Below are 16185 nucleotides of genomic sequence, written 5' to 3'. Positions count from 1 at the left end.
CCTGGTTAAGCCGCGAGCTGAGTTGCCGAAGTTTCCGGACCGTCCCCTGGTGGTCCGGCGGCCGCGAGTAGCGCCCGGTCGTATTCGGCCTTCCACGTGATCCGTTCCGCGATCGCGCGCATGACCAGGTGTGGCCGGGGCGGTACCTGCGGGTCTCCGGGCTCGACCTTCCGCCACACGAGCCGGGCCGGGTCCGGTTGCGGCTTCTCGATCCCGATCGCGGCCAACGCCTGCGTGACGAACGCCTTCCGGTCGGCTTTGTGGTCGTCGAGGGTCTTGCCCGACCACTTGCGCGACACCAATACCCGACGCCCCGGCAGCCCCAGCGTGGTCCGCCGATGAGCCCGTCCCTTGCAGTGCCCCGGGGTGGTCTTGCTGCCCGCGCCCTTGGGCTGAACCCCGTACAGGAGCCAGACCGCGCAGCGAGGCGAGCACGGGGTGACCGACAGCTCGGCGTGCAGCCGGTCGTGGTGATCCCGCAGCCGCGCGGTATCGGCCTCGACCACCTCACCGGTGGACTTGGTCAGGTACTTCGTGAGGTAGCCGATGTGGCGGCCGGCCTCTTCGGTGCCGCCGAGGATGCCCTTCGAATGCACCTGCTGCCCGAAGGTCACCACGTGCGCCGGGTCCTCCACCTGGTCCACGGCGTCGTCCCAGGTGATCAGCGGCTCGCGGGTATCCGGGTCGAGGAACGCCCGGGTGTCCGGGTCCCAGACCGGCAGCCGGTCGACGTAGACCACCTGGTCGTGGTAGGGCCACCAGACCTGGTGGTAGGTGGCTTCGGTGACCTGGCGGATGACGTCGTGCGGGATCGCCCCGCGGATCGCCGCGTGCAGGTGCGGAGCGGTCCGCTTCTGCGGCTCGACGGTCGCGAAGTACTGCGCATCCCAGCCCACGACCCGGCGCAGGTTCTGCCACCACCTATCCACCAGCGCGGAGAAGTGCACGGCATCCCGGGCGGCCCGCCGATAGTCGTACCGCGACGGGTCGACCGGCGCACCGTCGCGGACCGGGCCGTAGGTGTCGCAGGTCAGCGTGACGAACATCGACGGCCTGAATTTCCCCGCGAACTCTCGCCCGACCGTCGTCTTGACGACCTTCCGCCGGGGCAGGTTCGGCGCGTCCTGCCGACGACGGGTCGACCGCTTCACCGCCCGCTTGGTCGGGACGTCGAGGGCGGGCAGCCGACCGCGTATCCCGAGTTGCCGAAGTTCCGCATCCACACCCGCGATCTCATCGCGAAGTTCCTCCGCCTCCGCCTGGTCGTGCTCGACCACCTCCCGATAGGCCGCCGCCAGGTCCGCCCGGTAGGTCAGCAGCTCCTTGTGATCCTCCGACGGTGGCTTGGGGGTGAGGTCGGGTTCTTCGGTCAGGTGCCACCCTTCGCGGCACTGGGCTTGCCGAAGCGCCTTCGCCTTCCTGGCACACGGCAGGCAGACCGATTCCACGGTGGAGCCGCACGGGACCGGGACGTAGCGGAGTTCGCCGGTGATGGTGTCGCCGACTTCCATGGTGAAGGGCCGGACGCAGACGCCGTGCTTCTCTGCCGTCGCGCGGATCACGTCGGCGGCCAGCGGTGTCCGCATCCGTTCGGCGCGTGTCTCGGTCATCAGGCCGCCACCTCCCCGGGCGTCGACCAGCCACGCAGCAGATAGACCGGCATGTCCTGCTTCGCCCCGGCCGGGAGGTCGGGGAAGATGCTCGGCTCGAACCGGACCACGCCGTAAACCTGGACCGGGATGCCGCAGGGCGTCCGGCCGGTGATCGAGATGTGCACCCACTTGCCGTCACACAGCCGCCACAGCCGGGCCGAGACGTCCTCGAGCGTCTGCGTCCACGCCAGCAACGCCCGCGCGACCTCGGGGAGTCCGTCGACGTCGAGCTGGACGGTGATCGGGCTGGACCAGGCGTTGACGTCGACCGAGGCGGCCGGCGGCAGCTGGTGGGAGTCGAGGTGGTCGCGGATGGCGTCAAGGAAGATCATCAGCCGGTTCACGCGGCCACCCCCTCACCGCCGTGTCGCAGATCCGCGACACCACCATTGGTCACGTACGCCTCCAGCGCCTTCACGGTGCCGTCGGAGACCCACCCGGCCCGGACACGCAGCGGTTCGCGGATGCCCTCGCCCCACACGTAACCCACACCGGCCTCCGAATCGCCAATGCGGTTCGCCCACGCCCCGCGCTCGTACGCGCCATCCCCGAGGACCATCCCGACGTGCGTCTTGGACGTCACGCGCAGGCACACCCGCCGGGTGAATAGCTCGCGGACCGGGACGGTGTCTTTGGTGGGCTCCTGGACGTAGCCACGGACCGAAATACCCAGCGCACGCCCCTGCGTCGTCAGCAGCGCGACGCGCTCCACAATGGCCTCACGGGTCTTGCGGTCGGTGTACTTGGTCAACGCGCCAATCTCGTCGAACTCCAGCAGCTCCAACGGATACTCCGTCGACACCGGAATAGTCCGGAGCCGACCGGCGAAGGCACGCTTGCGCGATTCCATCTCCTCCACCAGGCCGTCAAGCAGCTCGACCGCGTCCTTGCCGCCCACGGCGTAGCGGGAGAAGATCCCGCGCCCGTAGGCCAGTTCCATGCCTTTGGGGTCGATCCCGGACATGCGCACCACACCGGCCCGGATCGCCGAGGCCGCCGCCACAAGTGGGCACCACATCACCGAGTTCTTGCCCGCGCCCGAGGCACCAGCGGTAAGACAGTGCGCGCCGGAGCCCAGCAGGGGCACCCGCCAGTCACGCCCGTACTCGGTCCGCCCGGCCCAGACGTTGCGCAGGTCCACGCCGGTCGTGTCGACGCCGTCGGGGACCTGGGGGCCGGCCACCCCGTCGGCGAGGAGGTCACGGCGTTGGAAGTCGATGGACACGACGTTGGGGGCCAGTTCGCGGACCTGGCAGCGAGTGACCTTGCGGGCGACGGCCAGGGCACGGGCGGCGTCGTCGAAGTCCTCCGGCTTCTGGCCGGGCACCAGTTCCACCCGCACCTCGTCCCACGAGGCACCGGAACGCACACCGAGCACCTTCGGCATCCGGGTGCCGGAGCGAGTCGAGGCCGAGCGGGACAGGGCGCGTCGACGGCCGACGAGGTTCACGTTCACCACCACCGGCAGCGCCTCGTCCCGCACGGACAGGCCGCATGCGTGCAGCCACTCCGGCAGCTTCCGCCCGTACACCGCCCACCGAGCCCACCACGAGCGCAGGAGCCGCCCGCACCACTGATCGAACGAAACGGAATCGATCACCCACCACGCGACGAGGACCGCCGCGACGCTGCCCAAGATGATCGCCAGGGAGAACCAGCCGAACAGTTCGCACCAGGCGTAGACCGCGATCACGGCGAGGCTGGTCCGCCACCGGGTCACGACCTGCGCGAGCATCCACACGACGGCCTTGCACAGCCACCACAAGGCCACGAACACCACAGCCGCCGCAGCCAGAGCTTCCAGAATCGAGGCCAGGGCGCGGCCGACCTTGTGCAGCACCCACACACCGAGCCCCAGCCCAACCAGGGCCACTATCGCGAGGCCGGGAGACATCACCGACCACCCCGCTTCACGCGGAGGTCCAGCGGCAGCATTCCCAAGCACGGGGCGCATTTGGTTTCGCCGGGCAGGAGTTTGGCGAATCGTTGGCAGGAGGCGCAGCGCGTTCGGGTGACCCCCGTTGACGCTCGCCGGTTGTCGTCGTTTAGCGTTGTCATTGTTCACTTCCGCTGGTTGTGGACAGCGCAGGAGCGGCAAGGTTGGTAGCCAGGCACCGCTTCTGCGCCTTAACGGATCACACGCACCCGCAACAGGACGTGCTTCATCACCGCACGCTGAAGCGCGCGTTTTTCGCTACTACTGTTGACTTTTCGGTCGTCTACATGCGACTAATCAGCAGGCGTCCCTTCCGCCTGGAGTTCTGCCGAGATCTCACCCGCTTTCCGCTCCTCGTATCCGGCCCAGTACAACGCCTCGTGGTGGTGACCCCGGTCGACGTCCGCGACAGCCTTGTACAGCCGTGCGTTGCCGAGCCGGAACGCCAGCCACACCGACGGGTTCGCGTCGCTCGGTGGCCGGCGGTCCATCACGACCTCGTGGGCGTCCCGCAGCGTCTTCGGCTCACCCCTGCGCACCGTCACGCCTCCCCGCGCGGGCTTCCAGCAGCGCCGCCAGGTCCTCGGCGTGATCGCGGAGCCGGCGAAGGAACACCGCGCATCCCATCCAGGCGGTCTGGTCCTCCGGCGGCACCAGCGTCACCACGCACAGCCCACCAGCCATCACCAGGACCGGCGGATGCGACGCGCCCGTCCCGGTCTCCTCCACCGTCACCTCGGTCCCCGCCCCGACCGTCCAGCGCAGACCCAGCCCGTCCCACGTTGCCGTCATGCTGTTCCCATTCCCGGGCCAGGTCGGCGAACCCCTCGGCCGCCGACTCCAGCGCCGCCACACACCACCACGGCAACCCGCGCACCTGCGCCAGCTCGTGCCACGCCCGCGACACCCGCCGAGCAGCATTCGCCGTATTCGTCGCACTCACCGGCGACAGCACCGCACGGCCGTGCTCCCACGCGGCCATGTAGTCCCGATACGCCTGCTCCCACGCCTCGACCCGCTCGCGGAAGCCCATCCCTGTCACGCCGCCTTCGCCGTCTCACCGGACCCACCGGACCGAGACGCCTTGCTCACGGCCTGCTTGAAGCCGGTCGCGCGAAACACGTAGGACTGGTACTTGAACTCACCCTGCCCCGCCACGCGCGGCTCGGCCGTAAGACCGTCCAGCTCGATCGGCCGCATCCCGGGCAGTGCCTCCGAGGTGGTCGGCACCGGCTGGACATCGGCAAGAAGGGTGATCTCGAACGAGGCCCGCTTCGCCCGCGTCTCCGCCGGGTCGGTGACCATGACCTTCCACTGCCGCTTCCCGGTGATCTCGTCGACCCGCTGCCGCACCGGGCGATTGGCGGCCCGGTCCTCCCGCGACTGGTACTCGTTGTCGGGCGACACCTCGCCCACCATCACCAATCCCTGCGTGAACGCGTCGTCGAAGTCGATGCTGAACCGGTGTCCCTTGTCGATAGCCATGCTGAATCCCTTGTGTCTTCTATTGGTTGGTAGCTTCTGGCGGTTCTCCGCCTCGTGCCGCTGCGGCGTCCAGTGCCGCGCTCACCTCGTCCAGTTCCCTCCGCAGTACGGCGATGGCGTCGGAGTCCACGAGCAGGACCACCGGGAACGCCTTGCCGAACCGGACTTCCGCGCGGTTTGCGTACGTCAGCGCCCTGACACGAATCGGCAGATCAGCCGTGACGTGGATCTGAACCGTGTCGCGCATGCCACGCCGCGCCTACGCCGCACGTCGGCGAGGTACCGCCCGCTTGTCCAAGCCAGCCGGCCGGACAGTGGTTTCAGTGGTCACGCCTTCCTCCTCGGTGTCCTGGCACCGGGCCTGCCCCGGCAACCTGACACCCAATCTCCGCCAAAACGCGGGACGTGATCACCACGTGGCGGGACATCTTGGGACGTCCCTGGTAACGTCGAAGACGTCCCTACACGTCCCGAGGGGTGCCGATGCCGAACGAACGCCTGCGTGACGCGCTATTGCGCAACGGCCTGACGCTGGAGCAGGTCGCCAAGGCCGTCGGGGTCGATCAAAAGACCGTCGAGCGCTGGATCACCAAGAACCGGACGCCCTACCCCAAGCACCGGCACAAGATCGCCGCCATGGCGCGCGAGTCAGAGACCTACCTGTGGCCGGACTCGGTAGCCCCGGAGCGCAAGGCCGAGACGGCCGCCGCCGAGCTGGTACAGGTCTTCCCGCACCGCAACGCCGTCCCCGTCGAACTGTGGGATCGGCTGATCAAGGACGCATCGGAGACCGTCGAAATCCTGGTACACGCGGCGTTGTTCCTGGTGGAACGCCCGCGGTTCATTAAGGACCTTGCAGCCAAGGCCGAGGCCGGCGCTCGAATCCGGCTCGCGTTCGGAGACCCCGAGGGAGACAGCGTCGCCCTGCGCGGCGAGGAAGAGCAGTTAGGCGACGGGACGCTCGCGGCGCGCATCCGCAACGCCCTGGCGTCCTACCGACCGTTGGTTGGCGTTGACGGTGTGGAGATGCGGTTCCACAACACGACGCTCTACAACTCAATCTTCCGGTTCGACGACGAGATGATCATCAACACGCACGTGTACGGGTTCCAGGGGGCCCACGCCCCCTCCCTCCACCTGCGGAGACTCTCTGCGGGGGACCTCTTCGAGACCTACTCGGAGAGCTTCGAGTCAGTCTGGAACCTCGCCAAGCCGGCCACCTTCTAGGAGGCAGCATGACCCGAGTCGACTACTACAACGACCCCAACGCGCCGAAGGCCAACAGCATCGCAGTGGCGGTATCTGCGTTCATCCAGGACGACGATGGCCGGATCCTGATGATCAGGCGCACCGACAACGGCCTGTACTCCATCCCAGGCGGCCAGCTGGAACTCGGCGAGACTCTGGCCGAGGCGGCGGTCCGAGAAGTCCGCGAGGAAACAGGCATCGAGTGCAAAGTCACGGGGGTAATCGGACTGTACTCAGACCCGAGGCACGTCATCGCCTACGATGACGGAGAAGTTCGGCAGGAGTTTTCAATCTGCTTCCGCGCGAAACAGGTGAGTGGGACTCTTCGGACCAGCAATGAAAGCAGCGAGGTTGACTGGATCTCACCCAATCAAACTAGCTCGATACAAATTCACCCAACTATAAAACTACGAATCAAGCATGGCTTAGCAGAAGAAAAGTCAACCTTCTTCAGTTAGTGGAAATGTGAGTGCAATGACAGGTGTAACTGGTACGCTTAACTTGCTGAAGAGGGCAGACGACGTTCTTGGCGTCCTTGACGCATTGTCCGAGGAAAAAATCAAAAAACTGACGCTCTTCGAGGTGGACCCCAAGCCGGCGGGTCGCAGCCCTGGCCTCGGCAAAAGTCCTGAAATTCAGGAGTTCGTACCGCAAGCGCTTGAGCTCAGGGAGAACTTCAATATTCCTTACTGGATGAGTATTTTCTTTGTTGCGACAAACTCGGGTAAGGAGATACCGGAAAGGGTACTAGACTCTGCTACTTTTCATGTCGAAACATCGACTCAAAAGAAGGTGGAGATTGCAACCTCATCGGACCTTGTCAAAGAGATCGATGCGACTATTGCACTTTTGCCTGCCGACTATTCATTGATGGTTAGCTCGAAGGTGCTAACCGTGGAAGATGAATACAAACACGTTCCCATGCTTGACTTCCGATTGAAGTCGACGCATTCAAATCACTCGGTCGTGTCAAATGTTGTCCGGCGACTGGGGCTTCCCGGCGTAGTGTTGGATTCGGGACGTTCGTATCACTTTTACGGTGCGAGTCTGATCACTGACACTGAGCTTACGCAATTCCTTGCGAAGGCTCTGCTATTTACCCCGCTCATAGATTATCGCTGGATCGCACACCAGTTACTTGAAGGCGCATGCGCACTTCGGGTGTCACCTGGTGGCGCAGAACAGATAACACCTCGCGTGATCGAGATCGTTGCCTAGTTGTCATTCAATCGATAAGCCAGTCCATCGCGCGCGGGAAAGTAAAACGCATTTTCTCTTGTCGCTGCCACACGCGAGCTGATGCTTCATTAAACTCGGGGTTGATGCGACGAGCGAGTACCAAGATGGCTACTACGGTTGCCCCAGCCAGAGCTAGTGCAGATGCAGCACTCTGCGCGCGAGAACCTGTTGTGTAAACATCGTCTAATAAGAGAACCCTGCGTCCGTGTATATCTCCATGAACTGAAAAACCTTCATCGCTCATCACTCGCGAACCTAGATCAACCCGCCCTCGACGAAGGGGTTGTATATAGGGCGCGCTGAAGCTATCAGTACCTTCAATGATTTTTTGCAAAGAATCGGAAGGTTCAGGACGTGTCGATGGGACGGTCACGACACAATCGAAACCTTCTGTCACATCTTCGAGAAGCGCAAGGTTATAGTGTAAGAACAAGTCCAATATCAGCGCCACGAACCGACCATACGACGGCTCGAACTTCTCGCGTCCTGGCTTATAGTAGCTAAGAACATCTCTCAAAGCGGAGGGCTTGCGATACATAGAGATGGGTATGACAAGCTCGCATGGCCGAGAAAGCGACTCCGACATCTCCATGCAGTTCGAACAGAGAGGAAAACGCTCATGTCGCCAGCTCCGACAAATTGGACAGATATCTGTACCATCGGAAGGAATGCTGACAAGCAGATCGGCTAAAGCCGACTCTAGCTGTAGCGCCTGCTCTAGTCTTAGTTTAGAAAGCACTATACGTACGCTCTTCTAAGTTCGTCGACCACGTCATCGGAAGACTCGACTATTCCGACATTCTCTTGCATTGCGAATAATCTGATCCACGAATGCTTTTCGGCGGCCGCCCGCCAGAACAGTACCCGTCGCCCTTGTTGCAGCGCAAATTCCACCTCGGTTCTGCTGCCACTTTTTTCCTCCCCGTCGACCAAGAGGCTAACCTTAGAAAGAGCGCTGATCACAGAGTTTCTTGCGACGAATGAACTGGGAGTTGGTGGCGAAGATGGGGGGAAGTAAGTCAGAAGGACGCCATTGTCAAGAATTTTCTCGGCGAGAACAGCATTTTCTGGAGGGTAAAGAGGGTAGCCTATTCCAAAGCCTAAAACCCCGACTGTTCTTGCGGACAAATCGATGGCAGCCCTGTGTGCCGCGGTGTCAATCCCACGAGCAAGGCCCGAAATAACGCAGAACCCACTCTTGGCGACTGCTGAGGCTGCTTCATAGGAGAAGTCGAGGCTGTCACGTGATGCTCTTCGGCTTCCAATGATCGAAATCGAACTATTGTCTTCGGGAGAAAGTTCACCCCGCACCCAAATCAACGGGGGACAGTCGTATGACTCTCGTAGATTTCGAGGGAAGTTATGGTCGGTGACCAGGTACAAGCTCAGTCGCGAGTCTTGCTCGGTAAGCTTTCGTGCTGTTGAGAGCCAAAAATCGACCCGGCGTTCATCGAGTCTCTGATCAATATATCGAATAAACTCATTCATTCGTTCTGAGACTCGGCGTACTCCGGTCGAACGAGTCCTCAAGACGTCGGTCAGGTCCCGCGGATGTGCGGGAACTAACTCCAAAGCGGCGAGGACGGTCGCTGCCGCATCAACTGAAGACGCATCATCTGCGTCAAGTAGTTTACCGAGAAGTCCTATTGTCATGTCGGACCACTCAAATACATCGTTTGGCGAACCATTCTCACCGCAGCCGATACGGCGACGCGAGGGTCCAAGTCATTCAGCAGTTTCCAATCGTCCTGCCGGACAGTTGAATCGTCATCTAATGAGAGAAGTTCTGGCATAGTACGTCCGGACCAGGCGGCTCGGGCCGCGCCGCCGGTGTGAGCCAACGGGATAACCGGCACGCCCATTCCTAAGGCAAGCTCTATCTCATCCATGGTTCCGTCTGCGCCGCCAATTACTACCATCGATCGGCTCTGGTCGATAACATGCCTCCTAAGGTCTGCTTGGTCATAGTTCGTGTATATTGCCGTGCCTACTCGTTCTTTCAGTGCAGGGGCCTCGCCGCTCTTCTGGCGAAAGAAGAGCTCAATAGAGAACGGATCGTAACGGTCGGTCATTCGCCTTTCTCGACCAAACTCATAGGAAACAATCATTGCCGCTTTCCCGGCGAGACTGATAATTCCTAACTCAAATTCAGCGAGCCGACTTCCGAGTAGTTTTGCAACCTCGGTAACATCTCCGCTGTCGGGGGCGCCTCCAGAGACGAAAATCTTCTTCTTCTTTGTCCGTCTGACCAGGCGACTAAGAAATTCATTGAGTTGTTCAAAATCGTCTACTTCGCAGACGCCAATATTGCTGTTCTCCAGGTCCACGACGCGTAAGTCGTGCAGCCTGCGCTCGGCTGGGTCATCCGGCCGACGCAGTACTGTAAAGTGCTCGGCGTACTCGCTTTTCTGAAGTGACCTAGAGAGCTTAAGTAGAATTTCTATGTTCGGATCAGTGAAGCTGAATCCTAGGAATAGCATTGACTTGGTGAGGTATGTCGCCTTCAAGGTGGCCCATAAGCGCGGATAGGTCAACTCGTAGCGCTCGTAGTCGCTGCGTGTAATAACTGGAGGGGTTAGCCATCTGGCTGGCCCCCCGCTAGATAGGCTTCCGTGCATTTTTGTAACGCGCCGACGTTGAGGGACGTTTCGTAGAAGCAAGTCGCCATCAGAGGTAATTACACGAGCTTGAGGAATGCTATCCTCGATAAGGCAATCGTAGTTTGTGGTCCAGATATCATCAATGTCAAGCTGTTCGAGCAGCTTGTGTCCGACGCTTGACTTAGTCTCGACCTCGTTCAGTCGACCGAGTATGAGATTGTTTAGAACCGATCTTCCGCCTGGCTCGGTTTGAACGAAGTACTGCGCGAGCAGCGGAAGGTCGGAGAAGTCCTCAGGTACGCGAACCTTAGCGCGGACGTCCTCCAGCAACGAATTCCAACTCGGATAGCCGGCCCCCATCGACAAGCCTGCGCCGACAAACAGAGCAGCGTTACCCGAGAACACAGCTTCCCCATACTGTGTCAACATGTCACGCTCGGTCATTGGCATGGCCTGAGTATAGTCGGCATCTAATTCCCAGGTGCTACGTCAAGTTACCGTCTTCACTTTGCACCCAGACGTGGCGGCTGCCGAACTTGGCTCTATGGGATCAAGGCGAGCCGCCGGCGGCGGCGCGCTGGTCACCTTGCGTTGGCGGGCTCCGGCCCCGTGCGACACGGACGGCCTGCCGCTCCGCTCCGGCCGCCGGTCGCGGGCCGAGCCCGCCGAGTGCAGCCGGGCACAGCGCGCCGCCGAGAGGTCTACCTCAGCTCCAAGAGGCCAGCTCGGGCAGATGGCCGGCTACTCGATGTCCGTCACCAGCCCCACCGACCCGAGCGCCGGATCGTCCAACGGCCGTCGCACCGCGTCAAGGCTGGGAAGCGTGCCTTGACCCGGCGCGACGGCCGCTGAGGATGGCTGCTTATCGGGACGATGGGGGAGGAGTGGCCGAGGCCCGCTCAGGCCGTCTCCAGGCCGTCTGAGGACGGGCACCGGCGAGAAGTGCGGAGAACTCGCGAGACCTGAAACCGCAGGTAGAAGGCAGTGCAGGCGACCGAAGCGCCACCCGTCCAGGGGCGGCCGTCAGAACTGGTAGTAGAGGAACGGGCTGAACGTGCCCGTCGCGATCAGGATCGCCGCGTACACCAGCCCCACCGTCATCACGCCGATGCGCAGCGCCGTTGCCGGGCGGCTTCGGGACGACTCCAGCAGCGGTCCCGTCACCGGGTGGGCCGGCAGCAGGAACACCGCCAGCGCCGCCAGCAGCAGCACCAGCCGCTGGTTCGTGAACGCCTCTTCGACGCCCGCTCCCAGGCCGTCGAGGTCCGGGATCAGCATGTGGCCGATCATCGACAGCGCGTGGCCCAGGTCGGCCGACCTGAAGAACACCCAGCCGAACACCACCAGCAGCATCGTCAGCGCCCGGCGGCCCAGCCGCGACCAGCGGGACGACGGGTCCAGGTCGAAGCCGAACCGTCGTTCGATCACCAGCAGTGCCCCGTGGTAGCAGCCCCACACCAGGAACGTCCACTGCGCGCCGTGCCAGAAACCCGTCAGCACGAACACGATGCACAGGTTGCGGTACGTGTGGGCGGCGCCGTTCCGGTTGCCGCCCAAGGGGATGTACACGTAGTCGCGGAACCAGCGGGACAGCGACATGTGCCAGCGGCGCCAGAACTCCGTGATCGTCACCGACGAGTACGGCCGGGCGAAGTTCTCCGGCAGCCGGAACCCCAGCATGCGGCCCAGGCCGATCGCCATGTCCGAATAGCCCGAGAAATCGAAGAACAGCTGGAGCGTGTAGCCGATCGCGCCGAGCCACGCTGTCGCGAACGTCATTTCGTCCGGGGGCACCTTGAAGCACGCTTCCACCAGCGGGCTCAGCGAGTCCGCGATGATCGTCTTCTTGCACAGGCCCAGCGCGAACCTCGGGAAGCCCGCCGCGATGTCGTCCAGCCGGTGCGAACGCAGCTGCGGCAGCTGGTCGGCGATCTCCCGGTACCGCACGATCGGGCCCGCCACCAGCTGCGGGAACATCGCGATGTACGCCGCGAACGACACCGGGTTGCGCAACGCCTGGCGCTCGCCGCGGTAGATGTCGACCACGTACGAGATGTGGTGGAACGTGTAGAACGAGATGCCGATCGGCACCACCAGGCTCGCCACCGGCACGCTGCCGCCGAACCAGTGCGCGACCGCCGCGATCTGCTGCGTCGCGAACCCCGCGTACTTCCAGATCAGCAGCACCGCGACGTCCAGCGACACCACCGCGATGAGGATGCGGCGCCGCCGGACGCCGTTGACGTCGAACGGGTTCGGCGCCAGCAGCGGGCCGGCCAGGAAGTTGACCACCATGCAGCCGAGGAGCAGGAACACGAACGGCCCCGCGCCGATCGTGTAGAACAGCAGGCTGCCGACCGCGACGATGCCGTTGCGCCAGCTCCGCGGGCACACCAGCACGGCGACGAGCACCGCCGGCATGAAGTACCACAGGAACAGTGGCGATACGAACGACATCGGGTCCCCTCGGCTTTATCCGATGGTGACCTTAACCCGACCGGGTGGTGCCGTCAGACCCGACCGGCGACACGGCGGCGGCGCGCGACCTCGGCGAGCAGCACGCCGGCCGCGACCGAAGCGTTCAGCGACTCCACGCCCGCCGCCATCGGGATCGACACCGTCGCGTCGCACGTCTCGCGGACCAGGCGCGACAGGCCGCGGCCCTCCGAGCCCAGCACGATGACCAGCGGGTCGGCCGCCAGCTCCAGCTCGTCGATGTCCACCGACCCGTCGGCGTCCAGGCCGACCAGCATCAGGCCCTCGTTCGCCCACGCCTTGAGCTGACGGGTGAGGTTGGTCGCCACCGCGATCGGCAGCTTCGCCGCCGTGCCGGCGCTCGTGCGCCACGCCACCGCCGTCATGCCCGCGCTGCGCCGCTCCGGCAGCAGCACGCCGTGCGCGCCGAACGCGGCCGCCGAGCGGATCACCGCGCCCAGGTTGCGCGGGTCGGTGACGCCGTCGAGCGCGACGAACAGCGGCACCTCGCCCGAGTTGCGGGCCGCGGCCATCAGCTCGTCCGGGTGGGCGTACTCGAACGGCGGGACCTGCAGGCCCAGGCCCTGGTGCACCGCCCGGTTCGTCTTGCGGTCCAGTTCCTCGCGCGGGATCTCCAGGATCGAGATGCCCTTGTCGCCGGCGAGCCGGACGGCCTCGTTGACGCGGTCGTCGATGTCGATGTTCAGCGCGACGTACAGCGCCGTCGCCGGCACGTCCGCGCGCAGCGCCTCCACCACCGGGTTGCGCCCGGCGATCAGCTCCGGCTTGTCGGCCTTCTTCTGCCGGGCCTGGTCGCGCTTGGTCGCGGCGTTGGCCTGGCGGTACGCCTTGTGCCCGGGCCGGTCCTCCGCCTTCGGGGTCGGTCCCTTGCCTTCGAGGGCCTTGCGGCGCTGCCCGCCCGAGCCGACGACGGCACCCTTCTTGGTGCCCGCCTTGCGGATCGCGCCCTGGCGCCGCGAGTTGCCTGCCATGGTGAAAGTTTCCTTGCTCGTAACGGGATCAGTCGGACTTGACTGTCCACTGAGGACCGTTGGGGGTGTCCTCCACCACGATGCCCGCCTGCGAGAGGCGGTCACGGGCGGCGTCCGCGCGGGCGAAGTCCTTCTCGGCGCGGGCCTGCTGGCGCTCGGCCAGCAGCCCTTCGACGATCCGGGACAGCGCGTCCTTGGTGGGCGTGTCGGAACCGCCCGCCTCGGACCAACGCGCGGACAGCGGGTCGAGGCCGAGCACGTCGGTCATCGCGCGGACGGCCGCGGCGAATTCGAGTGCCTTGGAGGTGTCGCCCGCGTCCAGGGCGGCGTTACCGTCCCGGACCGTGGTGTGGACCACGGCGAACGCCTGCGGCGTCGCCAGGTCGTCGTCCAGCGCGTTGGCGAACTCCGCCGGGATCGTGCCCAGCGCGACCTCGCCGGACTGCGCGGCGCGGCGCAGGAACGTCTCGATCCGCCGGTAGCCCTGCGCGGCTTCGGACAGCGCGCCGTCGGAGTACTCGATGGTCGAGCGGTAGTGCGGCTGGACCAGGTAGTAGCGCAGCTCCGGCGCCCGGTAGCGCTCCAGCATCGACGGGATCGACACGGTGTTGCCGAGCGACTTCGACATCTTCTCGCCCGACATGGTCACCCAGGCGTTGTGCAGCCAGAACCGCGCGAAGGCGTCGCCCGCCGCGTTCGACTGGGCGCGCTCGTTTTCGTGGTGCGGGAAGACCAGGTCGATCCCGCCGCCGTGGATGTCGAACTCCGCGCCGAGGTAGGCCGTCGCCATCGCCGAGCACTCCAGGTGCCAGCCCGGCCGGCCGTGTCCCCACGGCGTCGGCCACGACGGCTCGCCCGGCTTCGCGCTCTTCCACATGGTGAAGTCGCGCGGGTCGCGCTTGCCGCGGGTCGGCGTCTCGCCCTGCTGGACGTCCTCGAGGACCTGGCCGGACAGCTTCCCGTACTCGTCGAACGACTTCACCGAGAAGTAGACGTCGCCGTCCGCGACGTAGCCGTGGCCGCTCTCGATGAGGCGTTCCATCAGCTCGACCATCTGGGTGACGTGCCCGGTCGCGCGCGGGTTGATCGACGGCGGCAGGCAGCCGAGCTGCTCGTACGCCTCCTCGAAGGCGCGCTCGTGCGTCGCGCCCCACTCCCACCACGGCCGGCCGTGCTCGGCGGCCTTGGTCAGGATCTTGTCGTCGATGTCCGTGACGTTGCGGACCAGCAGCACGTCCAGTCCACTGTGGACGAGCCAGCGGCGCAGGACGTCGTAGTTCAGCACGCCGCGGACGTGCCCGATGTGCGGAACGCCCTGCACGGTGGCACCACACACGTAGATCGACGCCGTTCCGCTACGGACGGGGTGGAACTCCCGCACGCTCCGGGTCGCTGTGTCGAAAAGGTGAAGGGCCACCCTGAAAGGGTACGGGGTGGGTGTGGGGGAGGTCGCAGCCGGTTAGCCGACGCCGTAGCCGCGCAGGGCCGTGAGCAGGGCGTCCGGCCGCTCCGCCGTGGGCAGCGGGTCGACCAGCGCGAACTCGCAGCCCAGGGCGCGGGCGCCGCCGTCGGCCTCCTCGCTGTCGCCGACCATCAGCGTCTCGGTGGCCGGGACGCCGAGCGACTGCACTGCCCGGCGGAAGATCTCCAGCTCCGGCTTGACGGCGCCGACCTCGAAGGACAGCACGAACTCGTCGACGTAGGCGTCCCACCCGCGTGCGGTGAAGGCCGGCCGGATGTCGAAGGCGATGTTGCTCAGCACGCCGACCTTCAGGCCCCGCTCGGACGCCGCCTTCAGCGCGGCTTCGGTGTCCGGGTACGGCGTCCACTGGCTGGGATCGATGAGCCGGTTGTAGAGCGCTTCGGCCTGGTCGCGGTGCGGGACGCCCGACTTCTTGAGCACCTCGAGGTAGACCTTCCGGTGCAGCGCGGGGTCGCGGTCGCGCTCCCGCCAGGCGTGCACGTGCTCGGCGTCCAGCTCGACGACCTGCCCGACGGGAGCGGTCATCCGGCGCATGAGCTCGGCCTGCGCCTCGATGTCGAGCGGCTCGCCGTCGTGGTCGGTCAGTTCGGTGAGCCAGGACTCGTCCTGCTCGAGCCGGAAGAGCGTGCCGGAGAAGTCGAACAACACGGCCCTGATCGTCATGGTTTTCAGCCTAACGGGATCTTCAGGCCGAGTGCCCTGTGATGTGTTCGGGGACAACGCGCACCAGGACGCGCACGACGTCGGCCGGCTCGGGTGGGAAGGTCGTGCCGGTGTACTTGCGGGCGAGTTCGTCGTTCAGCTCGCGGCCGCCTTCGGCGGTGACTTCGGCGCGGCCGCGGATCTCGACGTAGTTCTCGGGATCGGCCAGGTCGAAGACGGAGAGCGAGACGCGGGGGTCGCGCCGGATGTTGCGCTCCTTGCGCCGGCCCCGGACGGTCACGAAGAGGACGGTGTCGCCGTCCCGCTTCGCCCAGACGACGGAGCTCTGCGGCGAGCCGTCGGCGTTCGTGGTGGCGACGACGGGGTAGTTGGCGCCGTCGAGCAAGGCCTTGGTGGCTTCGTTGAACTTCAC

18 protein-coding genes are annotated in these 16185 nt (G+C 64.8%); 3 read left to right on the top strand and 15 right to left on the bottom strand.

The genetic code is table 11. The features are described 5' to 3' along the window. Nucleotides 1-5 precede the first annotated feature (5 nt). The 7 genes from AB0J40_RS41595 to AB0J40_RS41565 all read right to left on the bottom strand — a co-directional run bounded on the left by AB0J40_RS41595 (nucleotide 6) and on the right by AB0J40_RS41565 (nucleotide 5320). A complete protein-coding gene (locus AB0J40_RS41595; RefSeq protein ID WP_364465106.1) occupies nucleotides 6-1610 on the bottom strand; it encodes a replication initiator in 1605 nt (534 codons plus the stop codon). Further along, a complete protein-coding gene (locus AB0J40_RS41590; RefSeq protein WP_364465104.1) occupies nucleotides 1610-1996 on the bottom strand; it encodes a hypothetical protein in 387 nt (128 codons plus the stop codon). The genes AB0J40_RS41595 and AB0J40_RS41590 overlap by 1 nt, the downstream gene beginning before the upstream one ends. Next, nucleotides 1993-3546, bottom strand: a complete 1554-nt coding sequence (locus AB0J40_RS41585) for an FtsK/SpoIIIE domain-containing protein (protein WP_364465102.1) — start codon at nucleotides 3544-3546, stop codon at nucleotides 1993-1995. The genes AB0J40_RS41590 and AB0J40_RS41585 overlap by 4 nt, the downstream gene beginning before the upstream one ends. Before the next feature lie 335 nt (nucleotides 3547-3881). Next, entirely contained in the window at nucleotides 3882-4133 is a 252-nt protein-coding gene (locus AB0J40_RS41580) for an AMED_5909 family protein (RefSeq protein ID WP_364465100.1), read from the bottom strand. Beyond that, entirely contained in the window at nucleotides 4114-4380 is a 267-nt protein-coding gene (locus tag AB0J40_RS41575) for a hypothetical protein (RefSeq protein ID WP_364465098.1), read from the bottom strand. Before AB0J40_RS41575 ends, AB0J40_RS41580 begins: the two co-directional genes overlap by 20 nt. A gap of 246 nt (nucleotides 4381-4626) precedes the next feature. Beyond that, the gene (locus tag AB0J40_RS41570) at nucleotides 4627-5073 is read right to left on the bottom strand and encodes a hypothetical protein (protein ID WP_364465096.1); all 447 of its coding nucleotides are present in this window, start codon (nucleotides 5071-5073) and stop codon (nucleotides 4627-4629) included. 19 nt (nucleotides 5074-5092) lie between these two features. Continuing rightward, complete coding sequence (locus AB0J40_RS41565; protein WP_364465094.1) at nucleotides 5093-5320, bottom strand: hypothetical protein; 228 nt, start codon at nucleotides 5318-5320, stop codon at nucleotides 5093-5095. 236 nt (nucleotides 5321-5556) lie between these two features. Here AB0J40_RS41565 and AB0J40_RS41560 point away from each other — a divergent pair, with 236 nt between their 5' ends. Genes AB0J40_RS41560 through AB0J40_RS41550 form a run of 3 tightly spaced genes read left to right on the top strand, consistent with a single transcriptional unit; the run spans nucleotide 5557 to nucleotide 7539 of the window. Beyond that, nucleotides 5557-6300 (top strand): DUF5919 domain-containing protein, encoded by a 744-nt coding sequence (locus AB0J40_RS41560; RefSeq protein ID WP_364465092.1) that lies wholly within the window; start codon nucleotides 5557-5559, stop codon nucleotides 6298-6300. An 8-nt stretch (nucleotides 6301-6308) separates the two neighbouring features. After that, the gene (locus AB0J40_RS41555; RefSeq protein WP_364465090.1) at nucleotides 6309-6779 is read left to right on the top strand and encodes an NUDIX domain-containing protein; all 471 of its coding nucleotides are present in this window, start codon (nucleotides 6309-6311) and stop codon (nucleotides 6777-6779) included. Nucleotides 6780-6795: 16 nt separating this feature from the next. Next, nucleotides 6796-7539: a hypothetical protein gene (locus AB0J40_RS41550; protein WP_364465088.1), complete on the top strand. Its 744-nt coding sequence runs from the start codon at nucleotides 6796-6798 to the stop codon at nucleotides 7537-7539. A gap of 7 nt (nucleotides 7540-7546) precedes the next feature. On the opposite strand, the gene AB0J40_RS41545 is transcribed toward AB0J40_RS41550, so the two are convergent. The 8 genes from AB0J40_RS41545 to AB0J40_RS41510 form a co-directional block, all read right to left on the bottom strand. Then, nucleotides 7547-8011: a phosphoribosyltransferase gene (locus tag AB0J40_RS41545; RefSeq protein ID WP_364465086.1), complete on the bottom strand. Its 465-nt coding sequence runs from the start codon at nucleotides 8009-8011 to the stop codon at nucleotides 7547-7549. A gap of 287 nt (nucleotides 8012-8298) precedes the next feature. After that, complete coding sequence (locus tag AB0J40_RS41540) at nucleotides 8299-9048, bottom strand: DNA-processing protein DprA (protein ID WP_364465189.1); 750 nt, start codon at nucleotides 9046-9048, stop codon at nucleotides 8299-8301. A 161-nt stretch (nucleotides 9049-9209) separates the two neighbouring features. Further along, entirely contained in the window at nucleotides 9210-10610 is a 1401-nt protein-coding gene (locus tag AB0J40_RS41535) for an SIR2 family protein (RefSeq protein ID WP_364465084.1), read from the bottom strand. A gap of 573 nt (nucleotides 10611-11183) precedes the next feature. After that, entirely contained in the window at nucleotides 11184-12617 is a 1434-nt protein-coding gene (locus tag AB0J40_RS41530; RefSeq protein ID WP_364465082.1) for an MBOAT family protein, read from the bottom strand. 53 nt (nucleotides 12618-12670) lie between these two features. Next, nucleotides 12671-13627, bottom strand: coding sequence for a 23S rRNA (guanosine(2251)-2'-O)-methyltransferase RlmB (gene rlmB, locus AB0J40_RS41525; RefSeq protein WP_364465080.1), 957 nt, complete (start codon nucleotides 13625-13627; stop codon nucleotides 12671-12673). 28 nt (nucleotides 13628-13655) lie between these two features. After that, nucleotides 13656-15044: a cysteine--tRNA ligase gene (gene cysS / locus AB0J40_RS41520; RefSeq protein WP_364465078.1), complete on the bottom strand. Its 1389-nt coding sequence runs from the start codon at nucleotides 15042-15044 to the stop codon at nucleotides 13656-13658. 42 nt (nucleotides 15045-15086) lie between these two features. After that, nucleotides 15087-15773 carry an HAD family hydrolase gene (locus AB0J40_RS41515; protein ID WP_364465076.1) on the bottom strand — a complete coding sequence of 229 codons (687 nt, stop codon included), beginning with the start codon at nucleotides 15771-15773 and terminating at the stop codon, nucleotides 15087-15089. Between the two features lie 22 nt (nucleotides 15774-15795). Beyond that, a complete protein-coding gene (locus tag AB0J40_RS41510) occupies nucleotides 15796-16185 on the bottom strand; it encodes a PPOX class F420-dependent oxidoreductase (protein ID WP_364465074.1) in 390 nt (129 codons plus the stop codon).

Source organism: Amycolatopsis sp. NPDC049691 (genome assembly GCF_040675005.1).
Classification (GTDB): Bacteria; Actinomycetota; Actinomycetes; order Mycobacteriales; family Pseudonocardiaceae; genus Amycolatopsis.
Note: the sequence above shows the minus strand (reverse complement) of the source record. Positions and strands in the feature narration are given on the sequence as shown.